This window comes from Propioniciclava sp. MC1595, from assembly GCF_017569205.1.
GTDB lineage: Bacteria > Actinomycetota > Actinomycetes > Propionibacteriales > Propionibacteriaceae > Propioniciclava.
On the sequence record NZ_CP071870.1, the window covers coordinates 345,355 to 369,426 of the forward strand.

Below are 24,072 nucleotides of genomic sequence, written 5' to 3' on the forward strand. Positions count from 1 at the left end.
GGGAAAGCGTACGGGACGCCGCCGACAGCCTGCCTTCCGTGCGCCCACAGCCTGCGCAACGCGGCAACCCTCTTCATAGCTACGGTTACGTAACTGTATGGTGGTGATGGTGACCACGAGTACGAACCCGGACGCGTCCGAGACGGTGGTGACTCCCGGCGGTACGCGGATCGAGCGGAGCGAGGAGTTCATCCAGTTGCTCACCCCCGACGGTGAGCGCGTCGACGACGAGACCTTCGCCTACGCCCACGACGACGCGACCATCGCGGCCAACCTGCGCCACATGGTGCTGGGCCGCCGCTTCGACACCGAGGCCACGGCGCTGCAGCGCAAGGGAGAACTCGGCCTGTGGCCGCCGTCGCTCGGGCAGGAGGCCGCCCAGGTCGGCTCGGGGGCCGCCCTCGGACGCCTCGACGAGGTGTTCCCCTCCTACCGCGAGCACTCCGTCGCCCTCATGTGCGGGGTGGACCCGCTCGACATGCTCCAGACGTTCCGGGGCACGAGCATGATCGACTGGGATTCCAGGCGAGCAAGGTTCCACCTCTACTCCTTCGTCATCGGCACCCAGGCGCTGCACGCCACGGGCTACGCGATGGGGCTGCAGCGCGACGGCCTCGTCGGCAACGACGACCCCGACGACAACGGCGCCGTGCTGGTCTACTTCGGCGACGGGGCGACCAGCCAGGGCGACGTGAGCGAGGCGCTCGTCTTCGCGGCCAGCTACCAGGCGCCGGTCGTGTTCTTCGTGCAGAACAACCAGTGGGCGATCTCGGAGCCCATCGAGGTGCAGTCCCGCATCCCGCTGTACCGGCGCGCGGCGGGCTTCGGCATCCCGGGCCTGCGGGTCGACGGCAACGACGTGCTGGCCGTGCAGGCCGTCACCGAGTGGGCGCTCGATCGTGCCCGGCGCGGCGAGGGCCCGGCCCTGATCGAGGCGTTCACCTACCGCATGGGCGCGCACACGACCTCCGACGACCCGACCAAGTACCGCCGCCGCGAGGAGGAGGCAGCCTGGCGCGCCAAGGACCCGATCGAGCGCGTCACGACGTACCTCCTCGGACGCGGCGCGATCGACCAGGCCTGGCTCGACTCCCTGGCCGAGGAAAGTGAAGCCCTCGGCGTCCGGATTCGTGGAGGTGTGGGGCAGCTGCCCGAACCCCGCCTGGAGGACTTCTGGGCGCTCACCTACGCGTCCCTGCCACCCGGCCTGGCCCAACAACGCGACGAGTACCTCGCCTACGAGGCCAGCTTCGACGAGGAGCCGGCATGACCCAGACCATGACCATGGCCAAGGCGCTCAACGCCGGCCTGCGCCGCGCGCTGGAGGCCGACCCCAAGGTGCTGCTGGCGGGGGAGGACATCGGCAAGCTGGGCGGCGTCTTCCGGATCACCGAGCACCTGCAGCGCGACTTCGGCCCCGAGCGGGTGGTCGACTCGCCGCTGGCCGAGTCGGGCATCGTCGGCACGAGCCTGGGGCTGGCGTTGCGCGGCTACCGGCCGGTGGTGGAGATCCAGTTCGACGGGTTCGTGTACCCGGCCTTCGACCAGATCGTGTCGCAGGTGTCGCGGATGCGGTTCCGGTCGATGGGGCGGCTGTCCGTGCCGATGGTGATCCGCATCCCGTACGGCGGCGGCATCGGTGCGATCGAGCACCACTCCGAGTCGCCCGAGGCGTACTTCGCGCACACCCCGGGCCTCGTGGTGGTGAGCCCGTCGACCCCGCTCGACGCGTACTGGATGATCCAGCAGGCGATCGCCTCCGACGACCCGGTGATCTTCCTCGAGCCGAAGCGGCGCTACCACGAAAAGGGTGAGGTCGACCTCGCCGAGCCGCCGCTGGCCCTGGACGCCGCGCGCGTCGTGCTGCAGGGCACCGACGCCACGCTGCTCACCTACGGACCCATGGTGAAGACCTGCGTCGAGGCAGCCATCGCCGCCCAGGCCGAGGGACGCTCCCTCGAGGTCGTCGACCTGCGCTCGCTCTCGCCGCTCGACGACGCGGCGATCAGGGCGTCGGTCGAGAAGACCGGCCGCGCGATCGTCGTGCACGAGGCCGTCCGCTCGGGCGGGTTGGGGGCCGAGATCGCCGCGCGCATCCAGGAGACGAGCTTCTACTCCCTCGAGGCGCCCGTCCTGCGCGTGGCCGCTTACGACATGCCCTACCCGCCCAGCCGCGTCGAGATGGCCTACCTGCCCGACCTCGACCGCATCCTCGACGCCGTCGACCGATCGCTGTCCCACTAGGAGTCCCATGTTCGAGATGAAGCTGCCCGACCCGGGCGAGGGCCTGCTCGAGGCCGAGATCACCCAGTGGCTCGTCGCGCCCGGCGACACCGTCGAGGTCAACCAGGTCGTCGTCGAGGTCGAGACCGCCAAGTCGCTGGTGGAGCTGCCCGCCGCGGTGGCGGGGGTGGTGGCCGAGCTGCGCTGTGCCGAGGGCGACGTCGTGCCGGTCGGGTCGGTGATCCTCACCATCGACGACGGACGCCCCGGCGAGCCGGGCGAACCGGTCCAGGAGGGCGGAACCCAAGCCCTGGACGCCGAAAACCCAAGCCCTGGGCGCGAACAAGTGGAGCCGTCGGCGGAACCCGCTGCCTCGGGCGCGGTGCTGGTCGGGTACGGCACGACCGATGCGCCCGTCACGCGGCGGGCCCGCAAGGGCGTGGTCGCCGCGCCCGCTCCCGCGACCGACCAGGTGCACGAGAGCTACGGCCTCGACGACAGCCCGGGCCACCGGACCGAGGAGGTGCACCCCACCGGCAAGGTGGACGCAGAGGCGCACGAACCCGCCCTGCCGCGGCCCGAGGCCGGCCGGTCCGGTGACCGGGCGATCGCGGTGAAGGACCCGGTGGGGCGTCCGCTGGCCAAGCCCGCGGTGCGCCGGCTCGCGCGCGACCTGGGCATCGACCTCGCCACGATCGCCGGCACCGGACCCAACGGCGCGATCACCCCGACCGACGTCGCCCAGGCGGCGGCGGGTGAGGCCTCCGGCCGCAGGGGCCCCACCCGCATCCCCCTGCGGGGGGTGCGCCGCCAGATGCTGCAGTCGATGCAGGCGTCCCTGCAGGTGCCGCAGGCGTCGGTCTGGATGGACGTCGACGTCACCAACACCGTCGAGCTCATCGAGCAGCTCAAGGGACGCCGCGAGTTCGCCGGCCTGCGCATCTCGCCGATCATCGTGCTCGCCAAGGCCGTCTGCCTGGCGATGGCCCGCCACCCCGAGGTGAACTCCAGCCTCGACCTCGACCGTCAGGAGATCGTGGTCCGCCCCGACGTGAACCTCGGCATCGCCGCGGCCACGCAACGGGGGCTGGTGGTCCCCAACATCAAGAGCGCTCAGGACATGAACCTGCTCGAACTCGCCCAGGCGCTCAACGACCTCGTCACCAAGGTGCGCGAGGGCCGGATCACCCCGGCCGACGCCGCCCACGGCACCTTCACCATCACCAACGTGGGGGTGTTCGGGGTGGAGGGCGGCACGCCGATCCTCAACCCGAACGAGTCGGCGATCCTGCTGCTGGGCACGTTCAACCGGCGCCCGTGGGTGGTCGGGTCGGGTGAGGACGAGCGCCTCGAGATCCGCACGATCGCCAAGCTCACCCTGACCATCGACCACCGTGTGCTCGACGGTGAGCAGGCCTCGCGGTTCCTGGCCGACGTGGCCACGATCCTGGCCGACCCGGGGCTGTCGTTGCTGTTCTGACAAGCGGGAACACGGTGGGGGCCCACGTCCCCGTGGGGGGACTGTCCCGGTGCCCCGGTCGGTTCCTAGTGTTGCGCGGGCGCCGATTCGGTGGCGCGCACCTGACCCTGTGTGTGCGATGCGCCGGGCTGCCCCGTCGACCAGACCGTCCCCCCGGTCGGTCGGACGGAGCCCCGGCCTCCCCCGGCCGGGGCTCCGCTGACGGGTGGAAGCCGCCGGGGCCTGTCGGAGGCGTCTGCTTGGATGGGCGCCATGGCAGACAACTACCCAGGCAACCCTCAGAGCCAGCCCTCGCCCGAACCCGACCCGTGGGCCACCATGCCGCGGCAGAACCTGACGCCGCCCGGCGACGAGTCCCCGTTCGCCCGCCCGGCCGCCAATCCCTGGCAGCCGCCCGAGCCGCTCGAGCAGGCTGAGCCGACCGCCGTCCAGCCGCCGGTGGAGCCGGCCCAGCCCGAGAACCCCTACGACACCTCCCCGTCGGGCAGCGAGCCCACCTCGCAGCTGCCGCCCTTCCCGGGCAGCACGCCTCCCCCGCCCCCGCCGGCGGCGCCGTACGCGGCGAGCTTCCCCAGCGCCCCCGCCCCCGAGGCGCAGCAGTACCCGGCGCCCTACGCGGCGAGCGGCCCGGCGTGGGCCCCCGGGTCGGCCGGGCCCGGCGTGCCCCAGCACCGGGACGCCAACCCGCTCATGGCGCTGTTCGACTTCAGCTTCACCAAGTTCGCCACGCCCGGCCTGGTCAAGATCGTCTACATCCTCCAGGTCGTCGGCGCGGTCGGCGCGTGGCTGCTGTGGCTGCTCGCGGCGTTCGGCGCCAGCCGCTTCGACGGCGGTGCGGCGGTCGGCCTGCTCGTGCTGCTCGTCGGGTGGATCCCGGTGCTGCTCTCGATCGCGTTCACGCGCTTCGTGCTCGAGGGCATCGTGGCGCTGATCCGCATCCACGACCGCGTCACCGAGATGGCCGAGCGCGACAAGGCGAGCTGACGGCGAGGGGGCCAGAATGGTCCCCATGCTGCACGCGACCACGGCCACCACGCGCCTGGACCACATCCGCGCCAACCTCGACGCCATCCGCGCGCGGGTCGGCGGGCGGCTCGTGCTGGCTGCGGTCAAGGCCGACGCCTACGGCCATGGGGCCGTGCCAGTGTCGCGCATGCTCGAGGCCACCGGTGCGGCTGACTGGCTCGGCGTCGCGACCGTCGACGAGGCGGTCGCGATCCGCGACGCCGGCGTGCGCCTGCCCATCCTCAAGCTCAGCCACGCGCTGGGTGACGACGAGGTCGCGGCGTGCGTCGAGCGAGATGTCGACCTCGCCGTCGTGTCGGCTGAGTCCATCGACCAGGTGGGACGGGTGGCCGCCGGGCTGGGGCGCACGGCGTCCGTGCACCTGAAGGTGGACACCGGCATGCGCCGCATCGGCTGCCCACCCGAGGCTGCGCCCGACCTGGCCCGTCGTGTGGACGCCGCGGGCCTGCGCCTGCGCGGCCTCTTCAGCCACCTCCCGGTGTCCGACACCGAGGGGGGCCGGGAGTTCACTGAGGCCCAGGTCGCGCTGTTCGCCGACGTGCTGGACGCCGTGACCGCGGCCCGCGGGCGGGTTGAGATCGCGCACCTGGCCAACTCGGGGGGCGTGCTGATGCACCCCGACTCGTGGTTCGACATGGTGCGCCCCGGGATCATGGTCTACGGCTCGCTGCCCGACCCGACGACCCCCGCCACCGTGCCCCTGCTGCCGGGGCTGGAGTGGACGACCCGGGTCACGTTCACCAAGCCCGTCGCGGCGGGGGAGAGCGTCGGCTACGGGCGCACCTGGGTGGCTCCGCTCGACACGACGATCGCGACGATCCCGGTGGGGTACGGCGACGGTTACAGCCGCCTGCTCTCCAACCGCGGGCGGGTGCTCATCGGTGGGTCCTCGTACCCCATCGTGGGGCGCGTCTGCATGGACCAGACGATGGTCGACCTCGGGCCCGATTCGACTGTGGCTACGGGTGACGAGGTCGCCTTGGTCGGTCGCCAAGGCGACGAGGAGATCACCGTCCAGGACGTCGCCGACCTCATGAGGACCATCCCGTACGAGGTCACCTGCCTCATCAATGCCCGCGTTGCGCGGGCCACCGTCGGCTGAGGTTCGAGGCCCCGGGCAGGGGCATCTCTCCTCCTGTCGGGGGCGGTCCTACGCGGCGTAGCATCGAGGCATCGCCAGGCCCGGATCGACCGGGTCGCGTTCCCCGGACGGGGGTGGGAACGATGTCGGTGTTGGTGAGGTCCAAGCTCAACCTGGCGGCACTGGGGGCCGGAGTTCTCGCGGTGGTGATGCTCCTCGCCGTCCTGTTCGTGCGGCCGATGGAGGCCGCTGCCGGCGTCTACACCGCCGCCTTCTTCGTCGGACTGGTCGGCGTCGCACTCGCAGCCGCCGACAGTCTGCAGGAACGCCACCAGCGGTTGGCGTTCCTGCCCCAGACTCGGCTCGGCTGGTGGTCGCTCGGCGTCGCGATCGCGGGCGTGGCGCTGTTCGTGGTCGGCGCGTTCGTCCTGACGTCGAACCGACCCGAAGGCCCGGGTGTCCCGATGTTCCTGGTCAGCGTGCCGGCGTTGGGCGGCCTGATCGCGGCGGGCATCATCGCGGTGGTCGCGTGGTTCCGCCGGCAGGAGCGCTCGCTGCTCGTGCTGCTGACGGTGCTGCCGTCGCTGTTCGCGATCTACTTCGTGATCGGGGAGTTCGTCTTCCCGCACTGAGTTGACCCCTTGTTCGACGTTGATCTAACGTTCGATGCATGTCGAACGAGCTGGATGATCGCGTCCACCTGCTGAAGACCATCGCGGACGCCACCCGCCTGCGCATCCTCGGCCTGCTCGCGGATCGGCCCCACACCGGCCGCGAGCTCGCCGACGCCCTGGGCCTCAGCGCGGCCACCGTGAGCCACCACATGCACCGGCTCGAGGGGGTCGGCATCGTCACCGCCACCCCCGACGCCACCCGGCGCGTGTACACGCTCAACGACGGGCTGCTGAGCCAGGTGCGCGGGTCGTCGCCGGCCGCAGCGCAGGAGGGCATCGACGACCCCGACCACCAGCGCACGGTGCGGATCTTCTTCGACGGGCCGCGGCTTCGGCAGATCCCGGCCAAGCGCAAGGCGCGGGTGTCGGTGCTGCTCGAGCTGCTGCGCCGCTTCGAGGCCGGCCGCGACTACAGCGAGCCCGAGGTGAACGCGATCCTGCGCGAGGCGCACGACGACGTCGCCACCCTGCGCCGCGAGCTCATCGATTACCGCTACCTGACCCGCTCCGAGGGCACCTACCGCGTCGCCGACGCCCCACCCGAGCGGCACCCGAACGAGGCGCAGGAGGCGCCGGCGGGGGAGTCCGCCTGGCTCGGTGCCCTCATCCGCGGCGCCGTGCAGGGTGCGTGATGGGCGTCCACACCTATCGCCCCGCCGAGGGGCACGGGCTGGCCCACAACCCGTTCAACGCGATCGTCGGGCCGCGCCCGATCGGCTGGATCGGCACCCTTGCCGCCGACGGACGCCGTAACCTCGCTCCCTACTCGTTCTTCAACGCGTTCAACTACACCCCGCCGCTGGTGGGGTTCTCGAGCACGGCGTGGAAGCACACGGCCCGGAACTGCGCCGACACCGGCGAGTTCACGTGGAACCTCGTCTCCCGTGACCTGCTGGTGCCGATGAACGAGACGGCGACGCTCTCCGACGTCGACGAGTTCGTGCGCGCTGGGCTGACGCCCGAGGCGTCCGAGGTCATCGCCGCGCCCCGCGTGGGTGAGGCGCGGGTCACGTTCGAGTGCCGGGTGACGCAGCAGATCGAGCTGACCGACGTGGCCGGACGCCCCAGCGGGGCCGTGCTGACGGTCGGGGAGGTCGTGATGGTGCACATCGACGACGACCTGCTGGTCGACGGGATCTTCGACACCGTGCGCGCCGAGCCGCTGCTGCGCGGGGGCGGTCCTACGGCCTACTTCGGGATCGCGGACGGCAGCCGGCTCGACCTGGCGCGCCCGCGGGACTGATCAGTCGCGGGTCAGCCGGCGGCGGTTGACGAAGACCTCGCGGGCGTAGCCGCCGATCTCGATGGTGGAGAAGCCGTCCATGGTGGCGCCGATGCCGCCGCCCAGCAGCGGCACGCGGCGGACCAGGATGAGGGACGCCCGACGGCCGCCGAGGCGGGACACGAGTTCGCCCAGCACCTTCTCGCTGACGGACTGGTCGAGCGTGGAGTCGAACACCGGGGCGGTCGCGATGGCCAGGGGGGTGGTGGGCAGGACGCCGTCGTCGACGAGCTTCTGCGTGCCGTCGCGGCCCATCAGGCACAGGATCATCGCCGTGCGGACCTGCCGGGAGTCGATGTCGTAGCCGCGCAAGTGGGCGATCGAGGCGATCATGCGGATCTGCACGATCGCGAGGCCCGCGATGTTGGCGGGGAGGGTGACGGCGAGGGTGGGGAGGCCGCCGAGGCTGGTCAGGAACCCCTGCGCCCCGGCGAGCCCGACGTGGGTCAGGGCGAGGGACTCGAGCGCCTCCTCGACGGTCTCGCGCTTGACGAGGTGCTTGGCTGCCGTCGTCTTCGCGCCCGGCACGTTCGCCGTGCCGTTGATCGCGACCTCGAGGAGGTTCCGGAGCAGGTTGCCGCCGACCTCGGGTGCGCGCGTGACGAAGTTCTTGCTCACGTCGCGGGATTGCTCGGCCATGGGCCAAGGCTAGGCGCCCGCGTGCGTGCGGCGAAGCGGGTCGCCCCGGATCGGTCCCTGAGGGGCTTGCGCTGAACCGTGGCCCGTGCGTGGTAAGACTGCCCCATGCAGCTGTCGGGGGTGTTCGGGCCGGAGGGGGAGTGGCCCGACCAGGACCTGATCGCGCTGTCGCTGGAGTTCGACGCCGGCCTCGTCGAGGCCGCCTACCGCTCGGGCGTGTTCCCGATGCCGCTGCCCGAGTCGGGCTGGCCCGACGCGATGGGCTGGTGGTCGCCCCTCCACCGCGGGATCCTGCCGCTGGACGACCTCCGCATCACCCGTTCGTTGCGCAAGTCGGCCGGCCGCTACGAGGTGACGGCCGACCGTGCGTTCGCCGAGGTGATCGCCCGCTGCGCCGACCCGCGGCGTCCGTCGGGGTGGATCGACGGGCGCATCGTCGAGGTCTACACCGAACTGCACCGGCACGGGCTCGCCCACTCGGTCGAGGCGTGGACGCCCTCCGGCGACCTGGCCGGTGGCCTCTACGGGGTCGCGCTCGGGGGACTGTTCGCGGGGGAGTCGATGTTCCACGACCCGGCACTGGGCCGGGATGCCTCGAAGGTCGCCCTGCTCGGGCTCGCGCGCGTGCTGGACGACGGCGTCGAGGGCCGGCTGCTCGACGTGCAGTGGGTCACCGACCACCTCGAGTCACTGGGCGCGGTCGAGGTGGACCGCGTCGACTACCTGCGCCTGCTGTCGGAGGCGCTGGACCTGCCGGCGCCGGACTGGTCCGTGCTGACGGCCGGCTGAGTCGGGGTCAGGGCCGCTTGTCGAGCTTGACCGTGTGCCCGCCCATGAGCAGGACGCCCCGGATGACCAGCGTGCCGTTGCTGCCGTCGCCCTGGGCCGAGCGGCGGATGGAGTTGCCGCCCATGATCCCCTGGGACTCCTCGACCACGCGGACGCCCTCGGGCACGTACAGGTTGTGGCCGCCCATCACGCACGGCAGGTCGAGCGTCAGCACGACGCCCGGGCCCAGCGCGTCGCGCAGGTAGACGTCGTCGCCGCCCATCATCGCGAAGTTGCGGTACGTCTGGCCCGGCGCGAGGTCGACCCGGCGGCCGGACATGATGGTGACGGTCCAGTTGCCGTCGCCGGCCGTGGGCACGGGGGCCGACGACGACCACGGCTGCGGTGCCGGCACGGGTGCGCCGCCCCAGCCGCGCACCAGCTGGGCGCCCTCGGGGCAGTCCTCGACCAGCTCGGGGAGCTCGTCGATGTAGCGGGCCGCCAGGGCGGCTTCCTGGCGGTCGGCCAGGTCGGTGGGGGTGAGGCGTCCGGCCGCGAAGGCGGCGTGCAGCACCTCGAGCACGGCGTCGCGATCGGTGTCGCCCGCGCGCAGTCGCTTGCGTCGCTCGATGTTGGACATGCCGCCAGTCTAGGCTCGCCCCATGCCGGAGATGCCCGAGGTCGAGGCCCTGCGCGACTTCCTCGCCCAGCGCGTGCTGGGCCGCACCGTCGTGCGCGCCGACCTGGCCGCCTTCTCGGCGCTCAAGACGTACGAGGTCCCGCTCAGCGCGCTGCACGGGTTGGAGGTCACCGCGGTCGAGCGGCACGGCAAGTTCCTGTGCCTGAATGTGGACGGCACGTGGCTCGCGTTCCACCTCGCCCGGGCCGGGTGGCTGACGTGGCACGACCCGGTGCCGGCGACCCCGGTGCGCCCGGGCAAGGGACCCCTCGCGCTGCGGGTGGTGTTCGAGGGCGACGACGGTGAGGTGGGGTTCAGCCTCACCGAGGCGGGGACGCAGAAGCACCTGGCCGTGTACGTCGTCGGTGACCTCGCCGAGGTGCCCGGCATCGCCCGGCTCGGGCCCGACCCGCTCGCCGACGGCTTCACGCGGGACGACTTCGCGGCCGTCCTCGCCGCGCACGCCCGCACCCAAGTGAAGGGCCTGCTCAAGGACCAGTCGGTGTTCGCCGGCATCGGCAACGCCTACTCCGACGAGATCCTGCAGGCCGCCCGGTTGAGCCCCTTCAAGCTGGCCGGCTCGCTGACCGAGGACGAGGTCACCGCCCTGTACGCGGCGGTGCGCGACGACCTGGGGGCCGCCATTGACCGGGCCGTGGGCAACAAGCCTGCCGACCTCAAGGACGGCAAGCGGACCCACCTGCGCGTCCACGGCAAGAAGGGGGAGCCGTGCCCGACGTGCGGCACCGTCATCGCCGAGGTGAGCTTCGCCGACTCGTTCCTGAACTACTGCCCCGGATGCCAGACGGGCGGCAAGCTCCTGGCCGACCGGCGGATGTCGAAGCTGTTGAAGTAGGTCTCCCAGCCCTGTTGATCGGATCGTCCCCCGACTGAAATCTGCGGTTCTTGGGGCACGCTCAGCCGGAGGTGGGGGTATTCCGGCTGGGGGTCGATCCGATCAGAGGCCGCGTGACACGGCCTGCCGATACCTAGGGGCATGCATCGAGACCTGATCGACGAGCTCTCCCAGCCTCCCCACCTGATCCTCGTGCGCGGGCGAGAGCGCATCCAGTGCCTCGCTCAACGTGCCTACGAGCGCGGTGAGCTGGTCCGGCCGTTGGCCGGTGTCTACGCGGCGGCCGACACGGCCGGGCTCGACGCACTCGCCGTCGTCGTCGGCACAGTGCACCCCGACGCGGTGATCTCCGGCCGGGCCGCCGCCGCGTTGACATGGTGGCCCGAGCTGGAGGCCTCTGGGCTGACGGCTGTCGCGCGCCACCGGCTCGCGGGCGGTGATGGCATCTCCTTCGCGAAGGGAGTCGTTCCCCCCGAGCTGATCGTGGAGAGCAACGGCATCCGGCTCACCCATCCCTCCCTGACCGTGCTCGACCTCGTCCCCGAACTGGGCGGGGAGGCCATCGACGAGGCCCTCCGACGTGGGGTCATCACGCTCGACCAGCTCTGGGAGGCGCTCGCCCTCACCCCCCAGCGTGCGGGCAACAAGCAGCGGCGCTGGCTGCTCGAAGACTCGCGCGATGTTCCCTGGTCGCCGGCCGAGCGGGACCTCCACCGGATCTATCGCGGTCTCGACCTGTCCAGACGCCACCGCACCAACCACCGGGTCGACCTCCCGACGCGGGCTGCGTACATCGACCTCGCGCTGCCCGAGTTGCGGCTCGGGTTCGAGGTCGATGGGTGCGACCACCACTCCGGGCCGGTCGAGTTCCGGCGCGACCGCACGCGTGACCCCGAGCTGGCCGAACTCGGCTGGATGGTCGTGCGGTTCGATGCCATCGATGTCTCCGACAACGCGGACTGGGTCCGTCACCGACTGCACGGCATCATCGCCGGCCGCGCGATCGACCTCGGTCTCACCTGATGCAACAGGGCTGCCCCGTGTGCTGGGAGGCCTGCGGCGCCAGTAGCCTTGGATCCACCCGTCCCCACTGGAGGTCCCGTGACTGCGCTTGTCGAGCGGCTGAGCCGCTTCGGCGACCAACCGTGGACCAAGAACGGACGCCTCGGGTTCCGCCTCATCGTCATCAGCTGCCTGGTCACGATCGTCGTGGCGTTCCTGGGTCCCTCGACGGTCACCCTGAACCCCGGTCCGGCGAACGGCAGCCTGCTGCCGCCGTACTTCATCCCGGTCGAGTGGGGCCAGCGGTTCGGCCTGCCCCTGTCGGAGTGGATCGTCGTCCCCGCGCTGTGGATCGGCATCACCGTCGGGGCGATCGGGCTGGTCATCGCGTGGCGCGCGGTCACCGACGGCTGGCGTCCGCGGATCCACCTCATGTTCTACCTCGGCGTGGCGCTCAACATGCTCACCGCGATCGTGCCGCCTCTCACCAGCGCCGACGTGCTGATGTACGCCGCCTACGGACGCCTCCAGCGGCTGGGCATGAACCCCTACGACATCACCCCCGCCGAGATCTTCCGGCAGGCCTACGACCCCGTCCTGGTCTGGACCGAGCGTCCCTGGCAGGACACGCCCAGCGTGTACGGGCCCATCGCGTCGTGGTCGCAGTGGCTGGCCAACGTGCTCGGGGGCGAGTCGATGCACGACATCGTGTTCTGGCTGCAGATGATGGCGGTGATCCCCTTCATCGTGATCTGCACGGTGATGATCAAGCTCGCCCATGGCGACGCCGCGCTGCAGACCCGGTCGGTGCTCTTCACGATCCTCAACCCGCTGCTGATCTGGGCCGTCGTCGCCGGCGCCCACAACGAGGCGCTCACCTTGGTGTTCGCGATCATCGCGCTCTGGTTCGTGCGCAAGTCGCCGTTCGTCACGGGCATCTTCATCGGCCTGGCCGGCGCGGTGAAGGTGTCGCTGGTCTTCTACGGGCTCGCGCTGGTCTGGGGATACCGCCACGACTGGCGCAAGGTGCTGCAGCTCGGCATCGGCGCGCTCATCCCGATCGGCATCCTCTACGGCGTCTTCGCGCCGCAGGCCCTGTTCGCCGCCAGCCGCAACACCGGCTACGTGTCGGGCGGCTCGTGGGCGCCGTGGATGCGCTCGGCCCTGGCCTGGGTGCTGCCCGACGCCGCCCACGGCATCACCGCCGCCCTCGGCTGGATCGGCCTCTTCGTCATCGGCTGGATGCTCTCCCGCGTGCTGCCCTGGCGCGCGGTCCCCGGCGCGCAGCTGCCCGCCGAGCGCGACCCGCTGACCATCGCGGTGCGCACAGCGGTGATCCTCTGCACCGCCTGGATCGTCACCTCGCCCTACACCCTGAGCTGGTACGACCTCATCGTCTGGGCGCCCCTGGCCCTGCTCGTGCCGACCCGCCTCGACTGGCTGATGGCCCTGCGCGGCGTCGCGCTGTCGGTCGCCTACGTGACCGGGCGCACGGTCGGGTTCTCCGACGTGATGGTGAACGTGGTCGCCTTCACGATCCGCGACGTCATCTCCAGCGGCGTGCAGTGGTTCGTCCTGATCGCGATCATCCACTGGTTCTGGACCACGAACCGGCAGTGGCCCACGGCGGCCTTCATCAGGAACGGGTTCGGGCAGCTGCTGGTGACCGCCGACCGGCCGCAACCGAAGCGCTCGCCGCTGCGGCCCTGGCGCCGGCCGGGGGTGGCCGACCCGCGAGAGCCCGGCTCCCGCACGCCGGCCCAGCCCTAGACTCGCGAGGGTGATCGGCTACTTCGGCCCTGCAGGCACCTTCACCCACCAGGCCCTGCGCACCGTCTCCGGTGAGGAGGCCGTGCCGTACAGCACCGTGGCCGCGGTTCTGGACGCCGTGCGCGCCGGCGAGGTCGAGGCCGGTCTGGTGCCGATCGAGAACTCCGTCGAGGGCGGCGTGACCGCGACGCTGGACAACCTCGCCCTGGGCGGCGACCCGCTGGTCATCGTGCGCGAGGTGCTGCTGCCGGTGTCGTTCGTGCTCGCGGTGCGCCCGGGCTACGAGCTGGCCGACGTGCAGCGCATCCTCACCCACCCGCACGCGTACGCGCAGACCCGCGACTGGGTGCGCATGCACGTGCCCCACGCGACCGTCACCGAGGGCGGCTCCACCGCCGCCGCGGCCGCCGAGGTCGCCGACCCGGCCTCGAAGTACGACGGCACCATCTGCGCCCGCGTGGCCGCCGACCTCTACGAGCTCGACTGCGCGGCCACCGACATCGCCGACAACCCGGACGCCGTCACGCGCTTCGTGCTCGTGCGCCGGCCCGGCGACATCCCGGCCCCGACCGGGGCCGACAAGACCACGCTGGTGGCCTACATGCACGCCGACCACTCCGGTGCGCTGCTGGAGATCCTCGAGCAGTTCGCCATGCGCGGGGTCAACCTGACCCGCATCGAGAGCCGCCCCACCAAGAAGGCCTTCGGCGAGTACTGCTTCTCGATCGACGCCGAGGGCCACGTCGGCGAGCCGCGCATGCGCGGCACCCTCAAGGGCCTGCACCGGATCTGCCGCGAGGTGACCTTCCTCGGGTCCTACCCGCGCGCCGACCAGGTGCGCCCCAAGATCGCACGCGGATTCACCGCCGACGAGTACGAGGCCGCCGAGGTCTGGATGGATTCCTTGCTGGGGCGATCGGCGTCCGAGCGTCGGTGAGGGTCGGGTCGGCAAGCCTCTGCTCGCAGAATGTGCTCCTTGTGTCTGGTGCACGTGGCGCGCGCTTCAGGGGGCACATTCTGCGACCGGACGGGCGACCCCGGGTCTAGGCCAACGCTGCGTCCACCGCCGCCCGCGCGTGGATCCGGGTGGTGGCGAACAGGGGGACCGAGCCGTCGGCGTCCGGGTCGAGGAGGAGCTCCAGCTCCGTGCAGCCGAGGATGATGCCCTCCGCACCCCGGGCGCGGAGCCGTTCGATGATCGCGAGGTGGGTCCGATGCGACTCGTCCAGCACTTCGCCGCGGCACAGCTCGTCGTAGATGGTGCGGTGCACCTCGGCGCGGTCGTCGGCGTCGGGGACGAGCACCTCGAGGCCGTGGGTGGCCAGCCGGTCGCGGTAGAAGTCCTGCTCCATCGTGTAGGCGGTGCCGAGCAGGCCGACGCGGGTGATCCCGGCGGCGCGCACGGCGTCGGCGGTGGCGTCGGCCAGGTGCAGCAGGGGGACACCGATGGCGTCCTGCACCGCGTCGGCGACCTTGTGCATGGTGTTCGCGCAGATCAGGACGAGGTCCGCGCCGGCGCCCTCCAGACGGGCGGCCTGGGTGGCGAGGAGGCGACCCGCGGCGTCCCAGTCGCCGGAGGCCTGGAGGGCGGCCACCTCGGCGAAGTCGACCGACGCCAGCACGATGCGCGCCGAGTGCAGCCCACCGAGCCGGCGAGCGACCTCGCGATTGATGAGGCGGTAGTACTCGGCGGTGGATTCCCAGCTCATGCCGCCGAGCAGCCCGATGCACTTCATGGGGCGATCCTAGGGAGCGGTGGCGACCCTACGGCACCATCACCAGGACCGCGCCGGGGAGGATCCCGACGTCGAGGCGGGTGCACTCGCCGATGGTGTCGCCGTCGATCTGGAACGGCACCGGCTCCTCGGTCTCGATGACCAGCTTGCGCACCTGAGCGCGCTCGACGCCGGGGTGGTCGGCGGCGCGGGTGAGCACGCGGGTGGCGATGGCGCCCCAGTCGCCGACGCGCTCGGGGGAGGCCAACATCACGTCGATGAGCCCGTCGTCGGGCAGCGCGTCGGGGGCCAACGCGATCTGGCCCTGCACGTTGCCGACGTTGGCGACGAGGGCGACGGCGGGCGTCCGGCGGAGGGGGGAGCCGCCGTCGAGGGTCACCGTCGCCCGGAACGGCGGGCTGTTCAGCGTCGTCAGCGCGGCCATCACGTAGGCGGCCGGGCCCATCACCTTCTTCAGGTCGGTGTTGGTCTCGCTCATGATCTTGGCGTCCAGGCCCATGCCGGCCATCACCATCGAGTGGTCGGGGTCGCCGCCGTCGGCGCGCAGCTGCACCACGTCGACCGGCATCGCGTTGCCGTCGAAGGCGACGTCGAGGGCGTCGGCCACATCGAGCGGGACGCCCAGGTTGCGGGCCAGCAGGTTGCCGGTGCCCACGGGCAGGATCGCGATCGGGATCCGCGAGTCGGCCAGCGTCGCGCAGACCGTCCGCACCGTGCCGTCGCCGCCGGCGACCAGCACGAGGTCGAGCTTCCGCTTGCGGGCGGCCCGGGAGACGGCGATGCCCGAGTCCGCGGCGTCCGTCTCGAGCCACAGCGGGGGCTCCCAGCCGCGCTGGGCGCACTCGCCCTCGACCTGCCGGCGGAACACCACCGGGTCGGGCACCTTGACGGGGTTGAAGATGACACCCGCGCGCCGAGCCACGCCGGGTGGACGGTGCACCGGCCCGAACCGGATCACGCTCACCCCGGCCACCGCGAGGCAGAGCGACGCGACGAACCCGCCGAGGAACCCACCCGCGATCAGGTCGGTGAACCAGTGCGCGCGCAGCCACCAGCGGTCGGCGAACACGAGCCACCACAGCAGCACGAGGCCGGTTGAGGCCAGCACGATCGAGGTGCGCCGCCGGCGCGTGACGACCATCGCGGAGATCACCATGATCGCCAGCACCGTGATCGCGACCATGTGCGAGCTGGGGTAGGCCCAGCCCTCGGCGGTGATCAGGGGTGCGGCGGTGTCGGGCCGTGGACGCCGGGCCAGCGCCTTCACCAGCTGCGCACCGCCCCACCCGAGCGGGATCGAGGCGCCCATCCCCCACGCCAGGTTGTGCAGGCGGCGGCGCGCGGCCCAGAAGGTGACCGCCGCGAGCACGGTGTAGACGACGGTCGGGGTGGTGACGATCGCGATGGCGGCGAGGATCTGGCCGCGAGTGCCCATCGGGTCGACTCCCGGACGCCGCGAGGCCGCGTCGACCGCCGCGAAGGTGGAGGTGCCGAGGGCGAGCCACGTCCAGAGGGCGAAGGCCACCGCCGTCGCCACCAGGGCGACGTGCGCGAGCCCGATCCGCCTCCTCACGCCCCCAGTCTGGCAGGCCGGCGGTCACCGATAGGATCGGGCCTGTGATCGACCCGAAGATTCTGCGCACCAACCCTGACGCCGTGCGTCGCAGCCAGGCCGCCCGCGGCGAGTCGGTGGAGCTCGTGGACGAGCTCGTCGCCGCCGACGAGCGCCGCCGCTCGCTGATGGCGAGCTCCGAGACGGCCCGGGCCGAGCAGAAGGCGTTGTCGGCGCGCATCCCGAAGGCGTCGCCCGAGGAGAAGGCCGAGCTGCTGGCCCAGACCAAGGCGCTGGCCGCCTCGGTGAAGGAGGCGCAGGCCGAGACCGAGGCCGCGCAGGCAACCTACGACCAGCTGATGATGCAGCTGGGCAACATCGTGATCGACGGCGTCCCCTCCGGTGGTGAGGACGAGGGCGAGATCATCGAGACCTGGGGCACCCCGCGCGACTTCGCGGCCGAGGGCTTCACCCCGCGCGACCACCTCGAGCTCGGCGAGATGCTCGGCGCCATCGACATGGAGCGCGGTGCCAAGATCTCCGGCTCGCGGTTCTACGTGCTCACCGGTCAGGGCGCCCAGCTCGAGTTCGCGCTGCTGCAGCACGCGATGGCGATGGCCTCCTCGTGGGGGTTCATGCCGATGATCGTGCCGTCGCTGGTCAAGCCCGAGGCGATGGCCGGCACCGGCTTCCTGGGCCAGGCCGCCGAGGACGTCTACCACCTCGAGCGCGACGACCTGTACCTGGTCGGCACCTCCGAGGTCGCGCTGGCGGCCTACCACTCCGACGAGATCCTGCCCGCCGAGTCGCTGCCGAAGCACTACGTGGGCTGGTCGTCCTGCTTCCGCCGCGAGGCCGGCGCCTACGGCAAGGACACCCGCGGCATCTTCCGCGTGCACTGGTTCGACAAGGCCGAGCTGTTCGTCTACTGCTCGCCCGAGGAGGCCGAGGCCGAGCACGCCAAGCTGCTGGGCTACGAGAAGGCTTTCATCGAGTCGCTCGAGATCCCGTACCAGGTGCTCGACGTCGCCTCGGGTGACCTCGGCTCGTCGGCCGCCCGCAAGTTCGACTGCTACGGATGGCTGCCCACCCAGGAGCGCTACCGCGAGATCACGTCGACCTCGAACTGCACCGAGTTCCAGGCGCGCCGCCTCAACATCCGGCTGCGGGACGCCGAGGGCACCCGCCCGCTGGCCACCCTCAACGGCACGCTGTGTGCGATGACCCGCACGATCATCATGATCCTGGAGAACCACCAGCAGGCCGACGGGTCGGTGCGCGTCCCCGAGGCGCTGCGGCCCTACCTCGGCGGGCGCGAGTTCCTGACCCCGGTCGCCGCCGCTTGAGTTCCGGCCCGGTGTCCCGGCAGGCGTGGGAGGACGGCCTCCCGCGCCTCATCGAGGACACCTTCCGGCGCTGGCACCTGACCCCCGTCGGAGAGCCGATGTCCGGCGTCACGGCGCGGGTGTACCCGGTGCTGGACGCCGACGGCGTCCGCCGGGCCTGCAAGTTCAGCCACGTCGAGGCCGACAACGTCGGCGAGATCCCGACCCTGACCCTGTGGGGTGGACGCCCCGCGGTCGAGTTGGTGCGGGCCGACCCGCGCCGCGGCGTCCTGCTGTTGGAGTGGTTGGACGGCCAACTGCAGGAGCACTGGGACGCCGACGAGGCGTCCCGGATCGTGGCCGGGCTGTACGGCCGGCTGCACCGCCGGGCCGCCCCGCAACTGCCCGACGGGCACGCGTTCGTGCGCCGCTGGCTGGGTGAGCTGGAGGGGCTGGGGCGTGCGGTGCCCGCGCCGCCGCGGTTCGTCGACTGGGCGTTGCGCGCCGGCCGCGAGCTGGCCGCCGAGCCCGGCACCCACGTCGTGCACGGCGACCTGCACTACCTCAACGTCATGGCCCGCGGCGACGAGTGGGTCGCGATCGACCCCAAGGGCTACAACGCCGCGCCCGAGTACGAGGTGGCGCCGCTGCTGTGGAACCGCTGGGCCGACCTCGAGGCGTCCGGGGACGTCGGGGAGGCGATCCGTGACCGGTTCTACGCGGTCGTCGACACCGCCGGCCTCGACGAGCGTGCTGCCCGCGACTGGGTGGTGGTGCGCTGCGCGATCAACTTGGGCTGGGCGGTGCAGGACGGCTCGGCCGAGAGCCGGCAGGACGACTGGCACGGCTCGGTCACGCGGCAGGTGACGATCCTCAAGGCGATGCAGGCGGTGGAGCCGTGACCCGGCGACCGCGGCGGCGTCGCGGCCGCACGCGTTCATCGACGCGTCGGTCGACTGGCTCCGCTCCGTGTTGGGGTTGGGGCCGGGGTCGCGCGTGCTCGACCTGGGCTGCGGTCCGGGGTTGTACGCCGTGCGGCTGGCGCGGCGCGGCGTCCGGGTTCTGGGTGTGGACGCCTCGGCCCGGTCGCTGGCCCATGCGCGGTTGACCGTCGACGAGGTGCGCGCCGAGGTCGAGTCGGTGGGGTTCGACGTGGTCGAGGTCACCGGCGACGTCGCGGGCGCCCCCTTCGACCCGGGGGCGCCCACGTTCGCGGTGCGGGCCGTCAGGCCAGGGCGCGGTCCAGGAACGCGATGACGTCGGCGGTGACCTCGTCGCGGTTGGTCTCGTTCAGCAGCTCGTGGCGGGCCTCGGGGTACAGGTGCACCTCGACGTCGGTCAGGCCGGCGTCCCGGTAGCGCTGGGCCACCGCCTCGACGCCCTCGCCGCCGGCGCCGCCGACAGGGTCGTCGCGGCCCGAGATCAGCAGGATCGGCAGGTCCTTCGGGATGGCTGACAGCGCCTCGGGGTCGGCCGCGCGGGCCAGCGACACGATGCCCGCGGGCGACGGCGCGGCCCACCCGCACAGGGGGTCGGCGACGTACTTGTCGACCTCGTCCGCGTCGCGCGAGAGCCACTCGAACCCGGTGCGGTGCTCGAACGGGGCGTTGAAGGCGCTGAGGTCGGTGGGGGCGTCCGAGCCGAGCATGGGGGCGAGGACGGCGGCGTCGCCGGTTCCCGACAGGACGACGGCCTCGACGTCGGATGCGTGGTCGAGCAGGAAGTGCTGGGTGGCGAACGAGCCCATCGAGTGGCCGAACAGGACCAGCGGCAGGCCGGGGGCGTCCTCGCGGATGCGCTTGTTGAGGACGCCGAGGTCGTCCACCCAGCCCTGCCAGCCGTCGGGTCCCCAGTCGCCGTGCTTGCCGGCGGCGGTGAGGCCCGAGCCGCGGGCGTCCGGGGCGTAGACGAGGTAGCCGGCCGCCGTCAGCGCCTCGGCGAAGCGGCGGTAGCGGGCGCCGTGTTCGGCCAGCCCGTGCTGCACCTGGATGACGGCCCGAGGCTCACCCTCGGGGGCCCACCGGTAGACGTGGAGGTCGATGCCGTCGTTGCTGGGAACGGTGAACGTGGTCTCTTCCATGACGCGATTCTGCCAGTCGTCGCCGGGCCGGGGGCCGAAGCCCAAGCCCTCGGCGCGGGAAACTCAAGCCTTGGGCGCGGGAAACTCAAGCCCTGGGAACTCACCGGAGACGGTCAGCTGCTTCCAGCCCGTGCCCTCGACCACGAGCGGGTCGTCCCAGGAATACCCCGGGCCCTCGCCGATCGGGGCGTCCAGGCCCACGACGGCGTCCACCTCGGCGGCGGGCACGAGGTCCTCGAGCACCGCGACCAGGTCGGCGCGGGTCACGGCGCCCAGCGCCCGGGGGACGCGCCCCTCGAGCTCGTCGAAGGTGATCCGCTCGTCGGCGGCGGCGTTGCGGATGAGTTCCAGCGCGCGCTCGCGTTGGGCGGTGCCCACGCGCAGGTGCAGTTCACGACCGGGGCCGGGCTGGGGTGTGGTGCTCACGTCACCCAACCTACCCACCGGCTCGGTTCAAGGCTCAGGGGAGCAGCCTCGGCAGCAGGAACACGGCGGCGGTCGCGATCGCGGCGATGGCGATCATGACGCAGTAGGCCCGCGCGCGGAGACGCTGGACGCGGGTGGGGGTGGAGTCGTACTGGAGCATGGGGGCCTACCTCCTCTACCCACAAGACGCACGAGCGACCCGAAAGGTTGCGTGGAACCTGACAATTTCTTCGGCAATTTTTCTCTAGGGTTCAGGGCGTGACCTGGCAGCCCGCCCTCGTGGCCCTCGACGTCGACGGAACGCTCGTCGACGCGTCCAACATCGTCGCCCCGCAGGTGCGCGCAGCGATCCAACGCGTCGCTGACGCCGGCGTCCCGGTGATCCTGTCGACCGGCCGCGCGTGGGCGTCCGCGCTGACGGTCATCGAGCAGTTGCCGTTCGAGCACGCCGAGCACGTGTGCTCCAACGGGGCCGTCACCGTGCGCTACCCGCCGTTCGAGGTCGTGGACGTGCTGACCTTCGACCCGCGGCCGGTGGTCGACCGGATCCTCGCCGAACACCCCGCCCCGCTGCTCGCGGTCGAGGTGGTGGGGCGCGGCTACCGGGTGTCGAGCGAGTTCCCGGCCGGCGAGCTGCACGGCGAGATCGAGGTGGTCAGCGTCGACGAGCTCGCCGGCTCCGACGTGACCCGCGTGATCGTCCGCGACCCCAACGCCTCCGAGGAGGAGTTCATCGAGCTCGCCCACCGCCTCGGCCTCGAGGGCGTCTCGTACGCGATCGGCTACACCGCCTGGCTCGACATCGCGCCCGAGGGAGTCGACAAGGCCCACGGCCTCGCGCGCGTGTGCGGCCGGATGGGCATCGACGCCGCCGACGTGCTCGCCATCGGCGACGGCCGCAACGACATCGAGATGCTGACCTGGGCCGGGCGCGGGGTGGCGATGGGCGGGTCGCCGGCCGAGTTGCTCGAGGTCGCGGACGCCGTGACCGGCAGCCTGGCCGACGACGGGTTGGTCGCCGAGCTGGCCCGCTGGTTCTGAGTCAGCGGCAGTCTGTCGCATCTCCTGCCCACCCAGAGGGGGCTGGGTCCGGCCACAGGGTGACACGGCGGCCCGATGTTTGGTGCGGAGTGAGGTGGAGGGGCAGGCTGGGACCATGCAGTACAGCCGCGAGCCCGACTACCTGACGACCCTGGCCGACGGGACGGTCAAGCAGCTGAACCCCTTCACCGGCACCGAGGTCTGGACGGTCCCGGGCCGCGGCAACCGGCCGCTGGGCCTGGGCGGGGTCAACGCGAAGCCGCTCGACCCCGACAAGCACGGCGCGTACTGCTCGTTCTGCGAGAAGCGCTACGAGGAGACCCCGCCGGAGAAGTCGCGGGTCGTCCACCGCGGGAACACCACCTGGGAGACGCACTACCGCACCCCGGCCGAGGAGATGTACAACACCGTCGCCGACTTCCGGCGGGTGCCGAACCTGTTCGAGATCCTGAGCTACGAGTACTGGAACCTCAACTACGGCTACACGCTGCCCACCCACATCGCCGGACGCCGCGAGGCCTACCTGGCCTCACCGGCCGGCCGGGCGCACGTCCTGAGCGTCGTGGACATGAAGCTCAAGGCGTCCGGGCTGTCGGCGGCCAAGGTGGCGGCGATGGGGGAGGACGAACGGATCGCCGCGGCGTCCGGCTTCTTCGGGGGCGGGCACGACCTGATCATCGCCCGCCGGCACTTCACCGACGGCGCGACCGACGACGCCCGGCTGGCCGGGGCGGGCACCCTGACCCCCGACGAGCACGCGCAGTTCATCACCTACACGATCGAGTCGGTGAAGGGGCTCTACGACCTCAACCGGTACGCGCGCTACGTGACGGTCTTCCAGAACTGGCTGAAGCCGGCCGGCGCCAGCTTCGACCACCTGCACAAGCAGCTCGTCGCGATCGACGAGCGCGGGGTGCAGCACGAGGCCACGCTGGCCAAGCTGCGCACCAACCCCAACCTGTTCAACGAGGTGGCCACGAACTTCGCCTCGTACAAGAACCTCGTCATCGCCGAGAACGACCACGCGATGGCGTTCGCGGGCTTCGGGCACCGGTTCCCGACGATCGAGATCTACAGCAAGTCCGAGCACCCGGACCCGTGGGAGCAGTCGCACGAGGAGGTCCGCGGGATGAGCGACATGATCCAGGCCATGCACGCCGCGACGGGGGCCGACGTGCCCTGCAACGAGGAGTGGCACTACCGGCCCATCGACGTCGACCTCGCGATGCCGTGGCGCGTGATGCTGAAGTGGCGGGTCTCGACGCTGGCCGGGTTCGAGGGCGCGACGAAGATCTACCTCAACACCATCACCCCGGTGATGCTGCGCGACCGGGTCGTCGAGCGGCTGTTCGCGCTGCGCACCGAGCGCCGCATCGCCGACTCGCTGAAGGTGGCGTTCGAGGCGCCCTGCCGGCCGAACTCGCTGCGGTACGCGCAACCGCGGCGGTGATCTCGGACGCCTCGGGTGCGGCCCCTGTCGGTGGTGGCTTGTAGGGTGCGCCCGTGCCCGTGATCGAAGCCCGTGAGCTGACCAAGACGTTCGGCGACTTCACCGCCGTCGACGCGATCTCGTTCGAGGTCGCGCCCGGTGAGTCGTTCGGCCTGCTCGGGCCCAATGGCGCCGGCAAGTCCACGACGATGCGCATGATCGGGGGCACTTCGCTGCGCACGTCCGGGTCGCTGACCGTGCTGGGACTGGACCCGGAGGCGAACGGGCCCGAGGTGCGGGCGTCCCTCGGCGTCGTGCCGCAGCAGGACTCGCTGGACGAGGAGCTCCGCGCCCGTGACAACCTCATCGTCTACGGCCGCTACTTCGGGCTGCCGCTGAGCTACCTCAAGCCCAAGGCCGACGAACTGCTCGAGTTCGCGCAGCTCACCGAGAAGGCCACCGCCAAGGTCAGCGCGTTGTCGGGCGGCATGAAGCGCCGCCTGACGATCGCGCGCGGGCTGGTGAACGAGCCGCGCATCCTGCTGCTGGATGAGCCCACGACCGGGCTCGACCCGCAGGCGCGCCACATCCTGTGGGACCGGCTGTTCCGCCTGAAGGAGCAGGGTGTCACCCTGGTGCTGACCACCCACTTCATGGACGAGGCCGAGCAGCTCTGCGACCGCCTCGTGGTCATCGACAAGGGCCGCATCGTGGCCGAGGGGTCGCCGCGCGAGCTGATCCAGCGGTACTCGACGCGCGAGGTCGTCGAGGTGCGGTTCGGGTCGAGCCGCAACGCCGAGATGGAGGGCGTGCTGCGCTCGATGACCGACCGCCTCGAGGTGCTGCCCGACCGCATCCTGCTCTACGACGACGCCGGCGAGGTCCTGCTCGACGAGATCAACCGCCGCGGGCTCAACCCGCTGACGTCGCTGGTGCGCCGCTCCTCGCTGGAGGACGTGTTCCTCCGCCTCACGGGGAGGTCGCTCATTGACTAGGCCCGAGG

Annotated in this window: 25 protein-coding genes and 1 pseudogene; 19 read left to right on the top strand and 7 right to left on the bottom strand. The window is 71.7% G+C overall.

Annotated features, from left to right (window positions below):
* The first annotated feature begins 106 nt into the window (after window positions 1-106).
* The 8 genes from J4N02_RS01515 to J4N02_RS01550 all read left to right on the top strand — a co-directional run bounded on the left by J4N02_RS01515 (window position 107) and on the right by J4N02_RS01550 (window position 7,727).
* Window positions 107-1,270: a thiamine pyrophosphate-dependent dehydrogenase E1 component subunit alpha gene (locus J4N02_RS01515; protein ID WP_208091065.1), complete on the top strand. Its 1,164-nt coding sequence runs from the start codon at window positions 107-109 to the stop codon at window positions 1,268-1,270.
* Complete coding sequence (locus tag J4N02_RS01520; protein ID WP_188333840.1) at window positions 1,267-2,244, top strand: alpha-ketoacid dehydrogenase subunit beta; 978 nt, start codon at window positions 1,267-1,269, stop codon at window positions 2,242-2,244. The genes J4N02_RS01515 and J4N02_RS01520 overlap by 4 nt, the downstream gene beginning before the upstream one ends.
* 7 nt (window positions 2,245-2,251) lie before the next feature.
* On the top strand, window positions 2,252-3,703 hold the full coding sequence (locus J4N02_RS01525; RefSeq protein WP_188333841.1) for a dihydrolipoamide acetyltransferase family protein: 1,452 nt from the start codon (window positions 2,252-2,254) through the stop codon (window positions 3,701-3,703).
* 252 nt (window positions 3,704-3,955) lie between these two features.
* Window positions 3,956-4,687 carry a DUF4282 domain-containing protein gene (locus J4N02_RS01530; protein ID WP_188333842.1) on the top strand — a complete coding sequence of 244 codons (732 nt, stop codon included), beginning with the start codon at window positions 3,956-3,958 and terminating at the stop codon, window positions 4,685-4,687.
* 25 nt (window positions 4,688-4,712) lie between these two features.
* Window positions 4,713-5,831: an alanine racemase gene (gene alr / locus J4N02_RS01535; RefSeq protein WP_188333843.1), complete on the top strand. Its 1,119-nt coding sequence runs from the start codon at window positions 4,713-4,715 to the stop codon at window positions 5,829-5,831.
* Between the two features lie 134 nt (window positions 5,832-5,965).
* Window positions 5,966-6,442, top strand: coding sequence for a hypothetical protein (locus tag J4N02_RS01540; protein WP_188333844.1), 477 nt, complete (start codon window positions 5,966-5,968; stop codon window positions 6,440-6,442).
* Between the two features lie 38 nt (window positions 6,443-6,480).
* The gene (locus tag J4N02_RS01545) at window positions 6,481-7,116 is read left to right on the top strand and encodes a metalloregulator ArsR/SmtB family transcription factor (RefSeq protein WP_208091066.1); all 636 of its coding nucleotides are present in this window, start codon (window positions 6,481-6,483) and stop codon (window positions 7,114-7,116) included.
* Window positions 7,116-7,727 carry a flavin reductase family protein gene (locus J4N02_RS01550; protein ID WP_188333845.1) on the top strand — a complete coding sequence of 204 codons (612 nt, stop codon included), beginning with the start codon at window positions 7,116-7,118 and terminating at the stop codon, window positions 7,725-7,727. Before J4N02_RS01545 ends, J4N02_RS01550 begins: the two co-directional genes overlap by 1 nt.
* Here J4N02_RS01550 and J4N02_RS01555 read toward each other — a convergent pair whose 3' ends face one another.
* Entirely contained in the window at window positions 7,728-8,405 is a 678-nt protein-coding gene (locus tag J4N02_RS01555; protein ID WP_188333846.1) for an EcsC family protein, read from the bottom strand.
* Between the two features lie 105 nt (window positions 8,406-8,510).
* Here J4N02_RS01555 and aat point away from each other — a divergent pair, with 105 nt between their 5' ends.
* Entirely contained in the window at window positions 8,511-9,194 is a 684-nt protein-coding gene (gene aat, locus J4N02_RS01560) for a leucyl/phenylalanyl-tRNA--protein transferase (protein WP_182818001.1), read from the top strand.
* Window positions 9,195-9,201: 7 nt separating this feature from the next.
* Here aat and J4N02_RS01565 read toward each other — a convergent pair whose 3' ends face one another.
* Entirely contained in the window at window positions 9,202-9,813 is a 612-nt protein-coding gene (locus tag J4N02_RS01565; protein ID WP_182818002.1) for a DUF1707 domain-containing protein, read from the bottom strand.
* Window positions 9,814-9,835: 22 nt separating this feature from the next.
* Here J4N02_RS01565 and J4N02_RS01570 point away from each other — a divergent pair, with 22 nt between their 5' ends.
* The 4 genes from J4N02_RS01570 to pheA all read left to right on the top strand — a co-directional run bounded on the left by J4N02_RS01570 (window position 9,836) and on the right by pheA (window position 14,417).
* On the top strand, window positions 9,836-10,708 hold the full coding sequence (locus tag J4N02_RS01570) for an Fpg/Nei family DNA glycosylase (protein WP_188333847.1): 873 nt from the start codon (window positions 9,836-9,838) through the stop codon (window positions 10,706-10,708).
* Window positions 10,709-10,849: 141 nt separating this feature from the next.
* Window positions 10,850-11,731: a DUF559 domain-containing protein gene (locus tag J4N02_RS01575; RefSeq protein ID WP_188333848.1), complete on the top strand. Its 882-nt coding sequence runs from the start codon at window positions 10,850-10,852 to the stop codon at window positions 11,729-11,731.
* A 78-nt stretch (window positions 11,732-11,809) separates the two neighbouring features.
* Window positions 11,810-13,480, top strand: coding sequence for a hypothetical protein (locus tag J4N02_RS01580; protein WP_182818006.1), 1,671 nt, complete (start codon window positions 11,810-11,812; stop codon window positions 13,478-13,480).
* A gap of 10 nt (window positions 13,481-13,490) precedes the next feature.
* Window positions 13,491-14,417: a prephenate dehydratase gene (gene pheA, locus J4N02_RS01585; RefSeq protein ID WP_188333849.1), complete on the top strand. Its 927-nt coding sequence runs from the start codon at window positions 13,491-13,493 to the stop codon at window positions 14,415-14,417.
* Between the two features lie 106 nt (window positions 14,418-14,523).
* Here the strand turns inward: pheA and J4N02_RS01590 are convergent, their stop codons facing one another.
* Window positions 14,524-15,216, bottom strand: a complete 693-nt coding sequence (locus J4N02_RS01590) for an aspartate/glutamate racemase family protein (RefSeq protein WP_188333850.1) — start codon at window positions 15,214-15,216, stop codon at window positions 14,524-14,526.
* 28 nt (window positions 15,217-15,244) lie between these two features.
* Window positions 15,245-16,789 (bottom strand): diacylglycerol kinase family protein, encoded by a 1,545-nt coding sequence (locus J4N02_RS01595; protein WP_182818681.1) that lies wholly within the window; start codon window positions 16,787-16,789, stop codon window positions 15,245-15,247.
* Between the two features lie 44 nt (window positions 16,790-16,833).
* Here J4N02_RS01595 and serS point away from each other — a divergent pair, with 44 nt between their 5' ends.
* The 3 genes and pseudogenes from serS to J4N02_RS01610 all read left to right on the top strand — a co-directional run.
* Window positions 16,834-18,114 carry a serine--tRNA ligase gene (gene serS / locus J4N02_RS01600; protein WP_182818682.1) on the top strand — a complete coding sequence of 427 codons (1,281 nt, stop codon included), beginning with the start codon at window positions 16,834-16,836 and terminating at the stop codon, window positions 18,112-18,114.
* Window positions 18,115-18,125: 11 nt separating this feature from the next.
* The gene (locus J4N02_RS01605; RefSeq protein WP_182818684.1) at window positions 18,126-18,995 is read left to right on the top strand and encodes an aminoglycoside phosphotransferase family protein; all 870 of its coding nucleotides are present in this window, start codon (window positions 18,126-18,128) and stop codon (window positions 18,993-18,995) included.
* 31 nt (window positions 18,996-19,026) lie between these two features.
* Window positions 19,027-19,350 (top strand): annotated as a pseudogene (locus tag J4N02_RS01610) (class I SAM-dependent methyltransferase); the annotation flags it as partial.
* On the opposite strand, the gene J4N02_RS01615 reads toward J4N02_RS01610, so the two are convergent.
* The 3 genes from J4N02_RS01615 to J4N02_RS17020 all read right to left on the bottom strand — a co-directional run bounded on the left by J4N02_RS01615 (window position 19,319) and on the right by J4N02_RS17020 (window position 20,759).
* A complete protein-coding gene (locus tag J4N02_RS01615) occupies window positions 19,319-20,173 on the bottom strand; it encodes an alpha/beta fold hydrolase (protein ID WP_182818685.1) in 855 nt (284 codons plus the stop codon). The pseudogene J4N02_RS01610 and the gene J4N02_RS01615 sit on opposite strands and share 32 nt — an antisense overlap.
* Before the next feature lie 63 nt (window positions 20,174-20,236).
* Window positions 20,237-20,599, bottom strand: a complete 363-nt coding sequence (locus J4N02_RS01620) for a DUF1707 domain-containing protein (protein WP_188333851.1) — start codon at window positions 20,597-20,599, stop codon at window positions 20,237-20,239.
* A 34-nt stretch (window positions 20,600-20,633) separates the two neighbouring features.
* Window positions 20,634-20,759, bottom strand: a complete 126-nt coding sequence (locus J4N02_RS17020) for a hypothetical protein (RefSeq protein ID WP_255437184.1) — start codon at window positions 20,757-20,759, stop codon at window positions 20,634-20,636.
* Between the two features lie 98 nt (window positions 20,760-20,857).
* Between J4N02_RS17020 and J4N02_RS01625 the strand changes: the two genes are divergently transcribed.
* From J4N02_RS01625 to J4N02_RS01635, 3 genes are all read left to right on the top strand, one after another.
* Window positions 20,858-21,640: an HAD family hydrolase gene (locus tag J4N02_RS01625; protein WP_188333852.1), complete on the top strand. Its 783-nt coding sequence runs from the start codon at window positions 20,858-20,860 to the stop codon at window positions 21,638-21,640.
* A 115-nt stretch (window positions 21,641-21,755) separates the two neighbouring features.
* Window positions 21,756-23,090: a DUF4921 family protein gene (locus J4N02_RS01630; RefSeq protein WP_188333853.1), complete on the top strand. Its 1,335-nt coding sequence runs from the start codon at window positions 21,756-21,758 to the stop codon at window positions 23,088-23,090.
* A 53-nt stretch (window positions 23,091-23,143) separates the two neighbouring features.
* Window positions 23,144-24,064 carry an ABC transporter ATP-binding protein gene (locus J4N02_RS01635; RefSeq protein ID WP_188333854.1) on the top strand — a complete coding sequence of 307 codons (921 nt, stop codon included), beginning with the start codon at window positions 23,144-23,146 and terminating at the stop codon, window positions 24,062-24,064.
* Window positions 24,065-24,072 lie beyond the last annotated feature (8 nt).

Excerpts from the sequence above, each read along its gene's own strand:
- J4N02_RS01590 (WP_188333850.1), bottom strand. The coding sequence starts at position 15,216 with ATGAAGTGCATCGGGCTGCTCGGCGGCATGAGCTGGGAATCCACCGCC.
- J4N02_RS01520 (WP_188333840.1), top strand. The coding sequence starts at position 1,267 with ATGACCCAGACCATGACCATGGCCAAGGCGCTCAACGCCGGCCTGCGC.
- J4N02_RS01545 (WP_208091066.1), top strand. The coding sequence starts at position 6,481 with ATGTCGAACGAGCTGGATGATCGCGTCCACCTGCTGAAGACCATCGCG.
- J4N02_RS17020 (WP_255437184.1), bottom strand. The coding sequence starts at position 20,759 with ATGCTCCAGTACGACTCCACCCCCACCCGCGTCCAGCGTCTCCGCGCG.
- J4N02_RS01530 (WP_188333842.1), top strand. The coding sequence starts at position 3,956 with ATGGCAGACAACTACCCAGGCAACCCTCAGAGCCAGCCCTCGCCCGAA.
- J4N02_RS01515 (WP_208091065.1), top strand. The coding sequence starts at position 107 with ATGGTGACCACGAGTACGAACCCGGACGCGTCCGAGACGGTGGTGACT.
- J4N02_RS01525 (WP_188333841.1), top strand. The coding sequence starts at position 2,252 with ATGTTCGAGATGAAGCTGCCCGACCCGGGCGAGGGCCTGCTCGAGGCC.
- J4N02_RS01550 (WP_188333845.1), top strand. The coding sequence starts at position 7,116 with ATGGGCGTCCACACCTATCGCCCCGCCGAGGGGCACGGGCTGGCCCAC.
- aat (WP_182818001.1), top strand. The coding sequence starts at position 8,511 with ATGCAGCTGTCGGGGGTGTTCGGGCCGGAGGGGGAGTGGCCCGACCAG.
- J4N02_RS01630 (WP_188333853.1), top strand. The coding sequence starts at position 21,756 with ATGCAGTACAGCCGCGAGCCCGACTACCTGACGACCCTGGCCGACGGG.
- J4N02_RS01555 (WP_188333846.1), bottom strand. The coding sequence starts at position 8,405 with ATGGCCGAGCAATCCCGCGACGTGAGCAAGAACTTCGTCACGCGCGCA.
- J4N02_RS01615 (WP_182818685.1), bottom strand. The coding sequence starts at position 20,173 with ATGGAAGAGACCACGTTCACCGTTCCCAGCAACGACGGCATCGACCTC.
- alr (WP_188333843.1), top strand. The coding sequence starts at position 4,713 with ATGCTGCACGCGACCACGGCCACCACGCGCCTGGACCACATCCGCGCC.
- J4N02_RS01575 (WP_188333848.1), top strand. The coding sequence starts at position 10,850 with ATGCATCGAGACCTGATCGACGAGCTCTCCCAGCCTCCCCACCTGATC.
- J4N02_RS01565 (WP_182818002.1), bottom strand. The coding sequence starts at position 9,813 with ATGTCCAACATCGAGCGACGCAAGCGACTGCGCGCGGGCGACACCGAT.
- J4N02_RS01570 (WP_188333847.1), top strand. The coding sequence starts at position 9,836 with ATGCCGGAGATGCCCGAGGTCGAGGCCCTGCGCGACTTCCTCGCCCAG.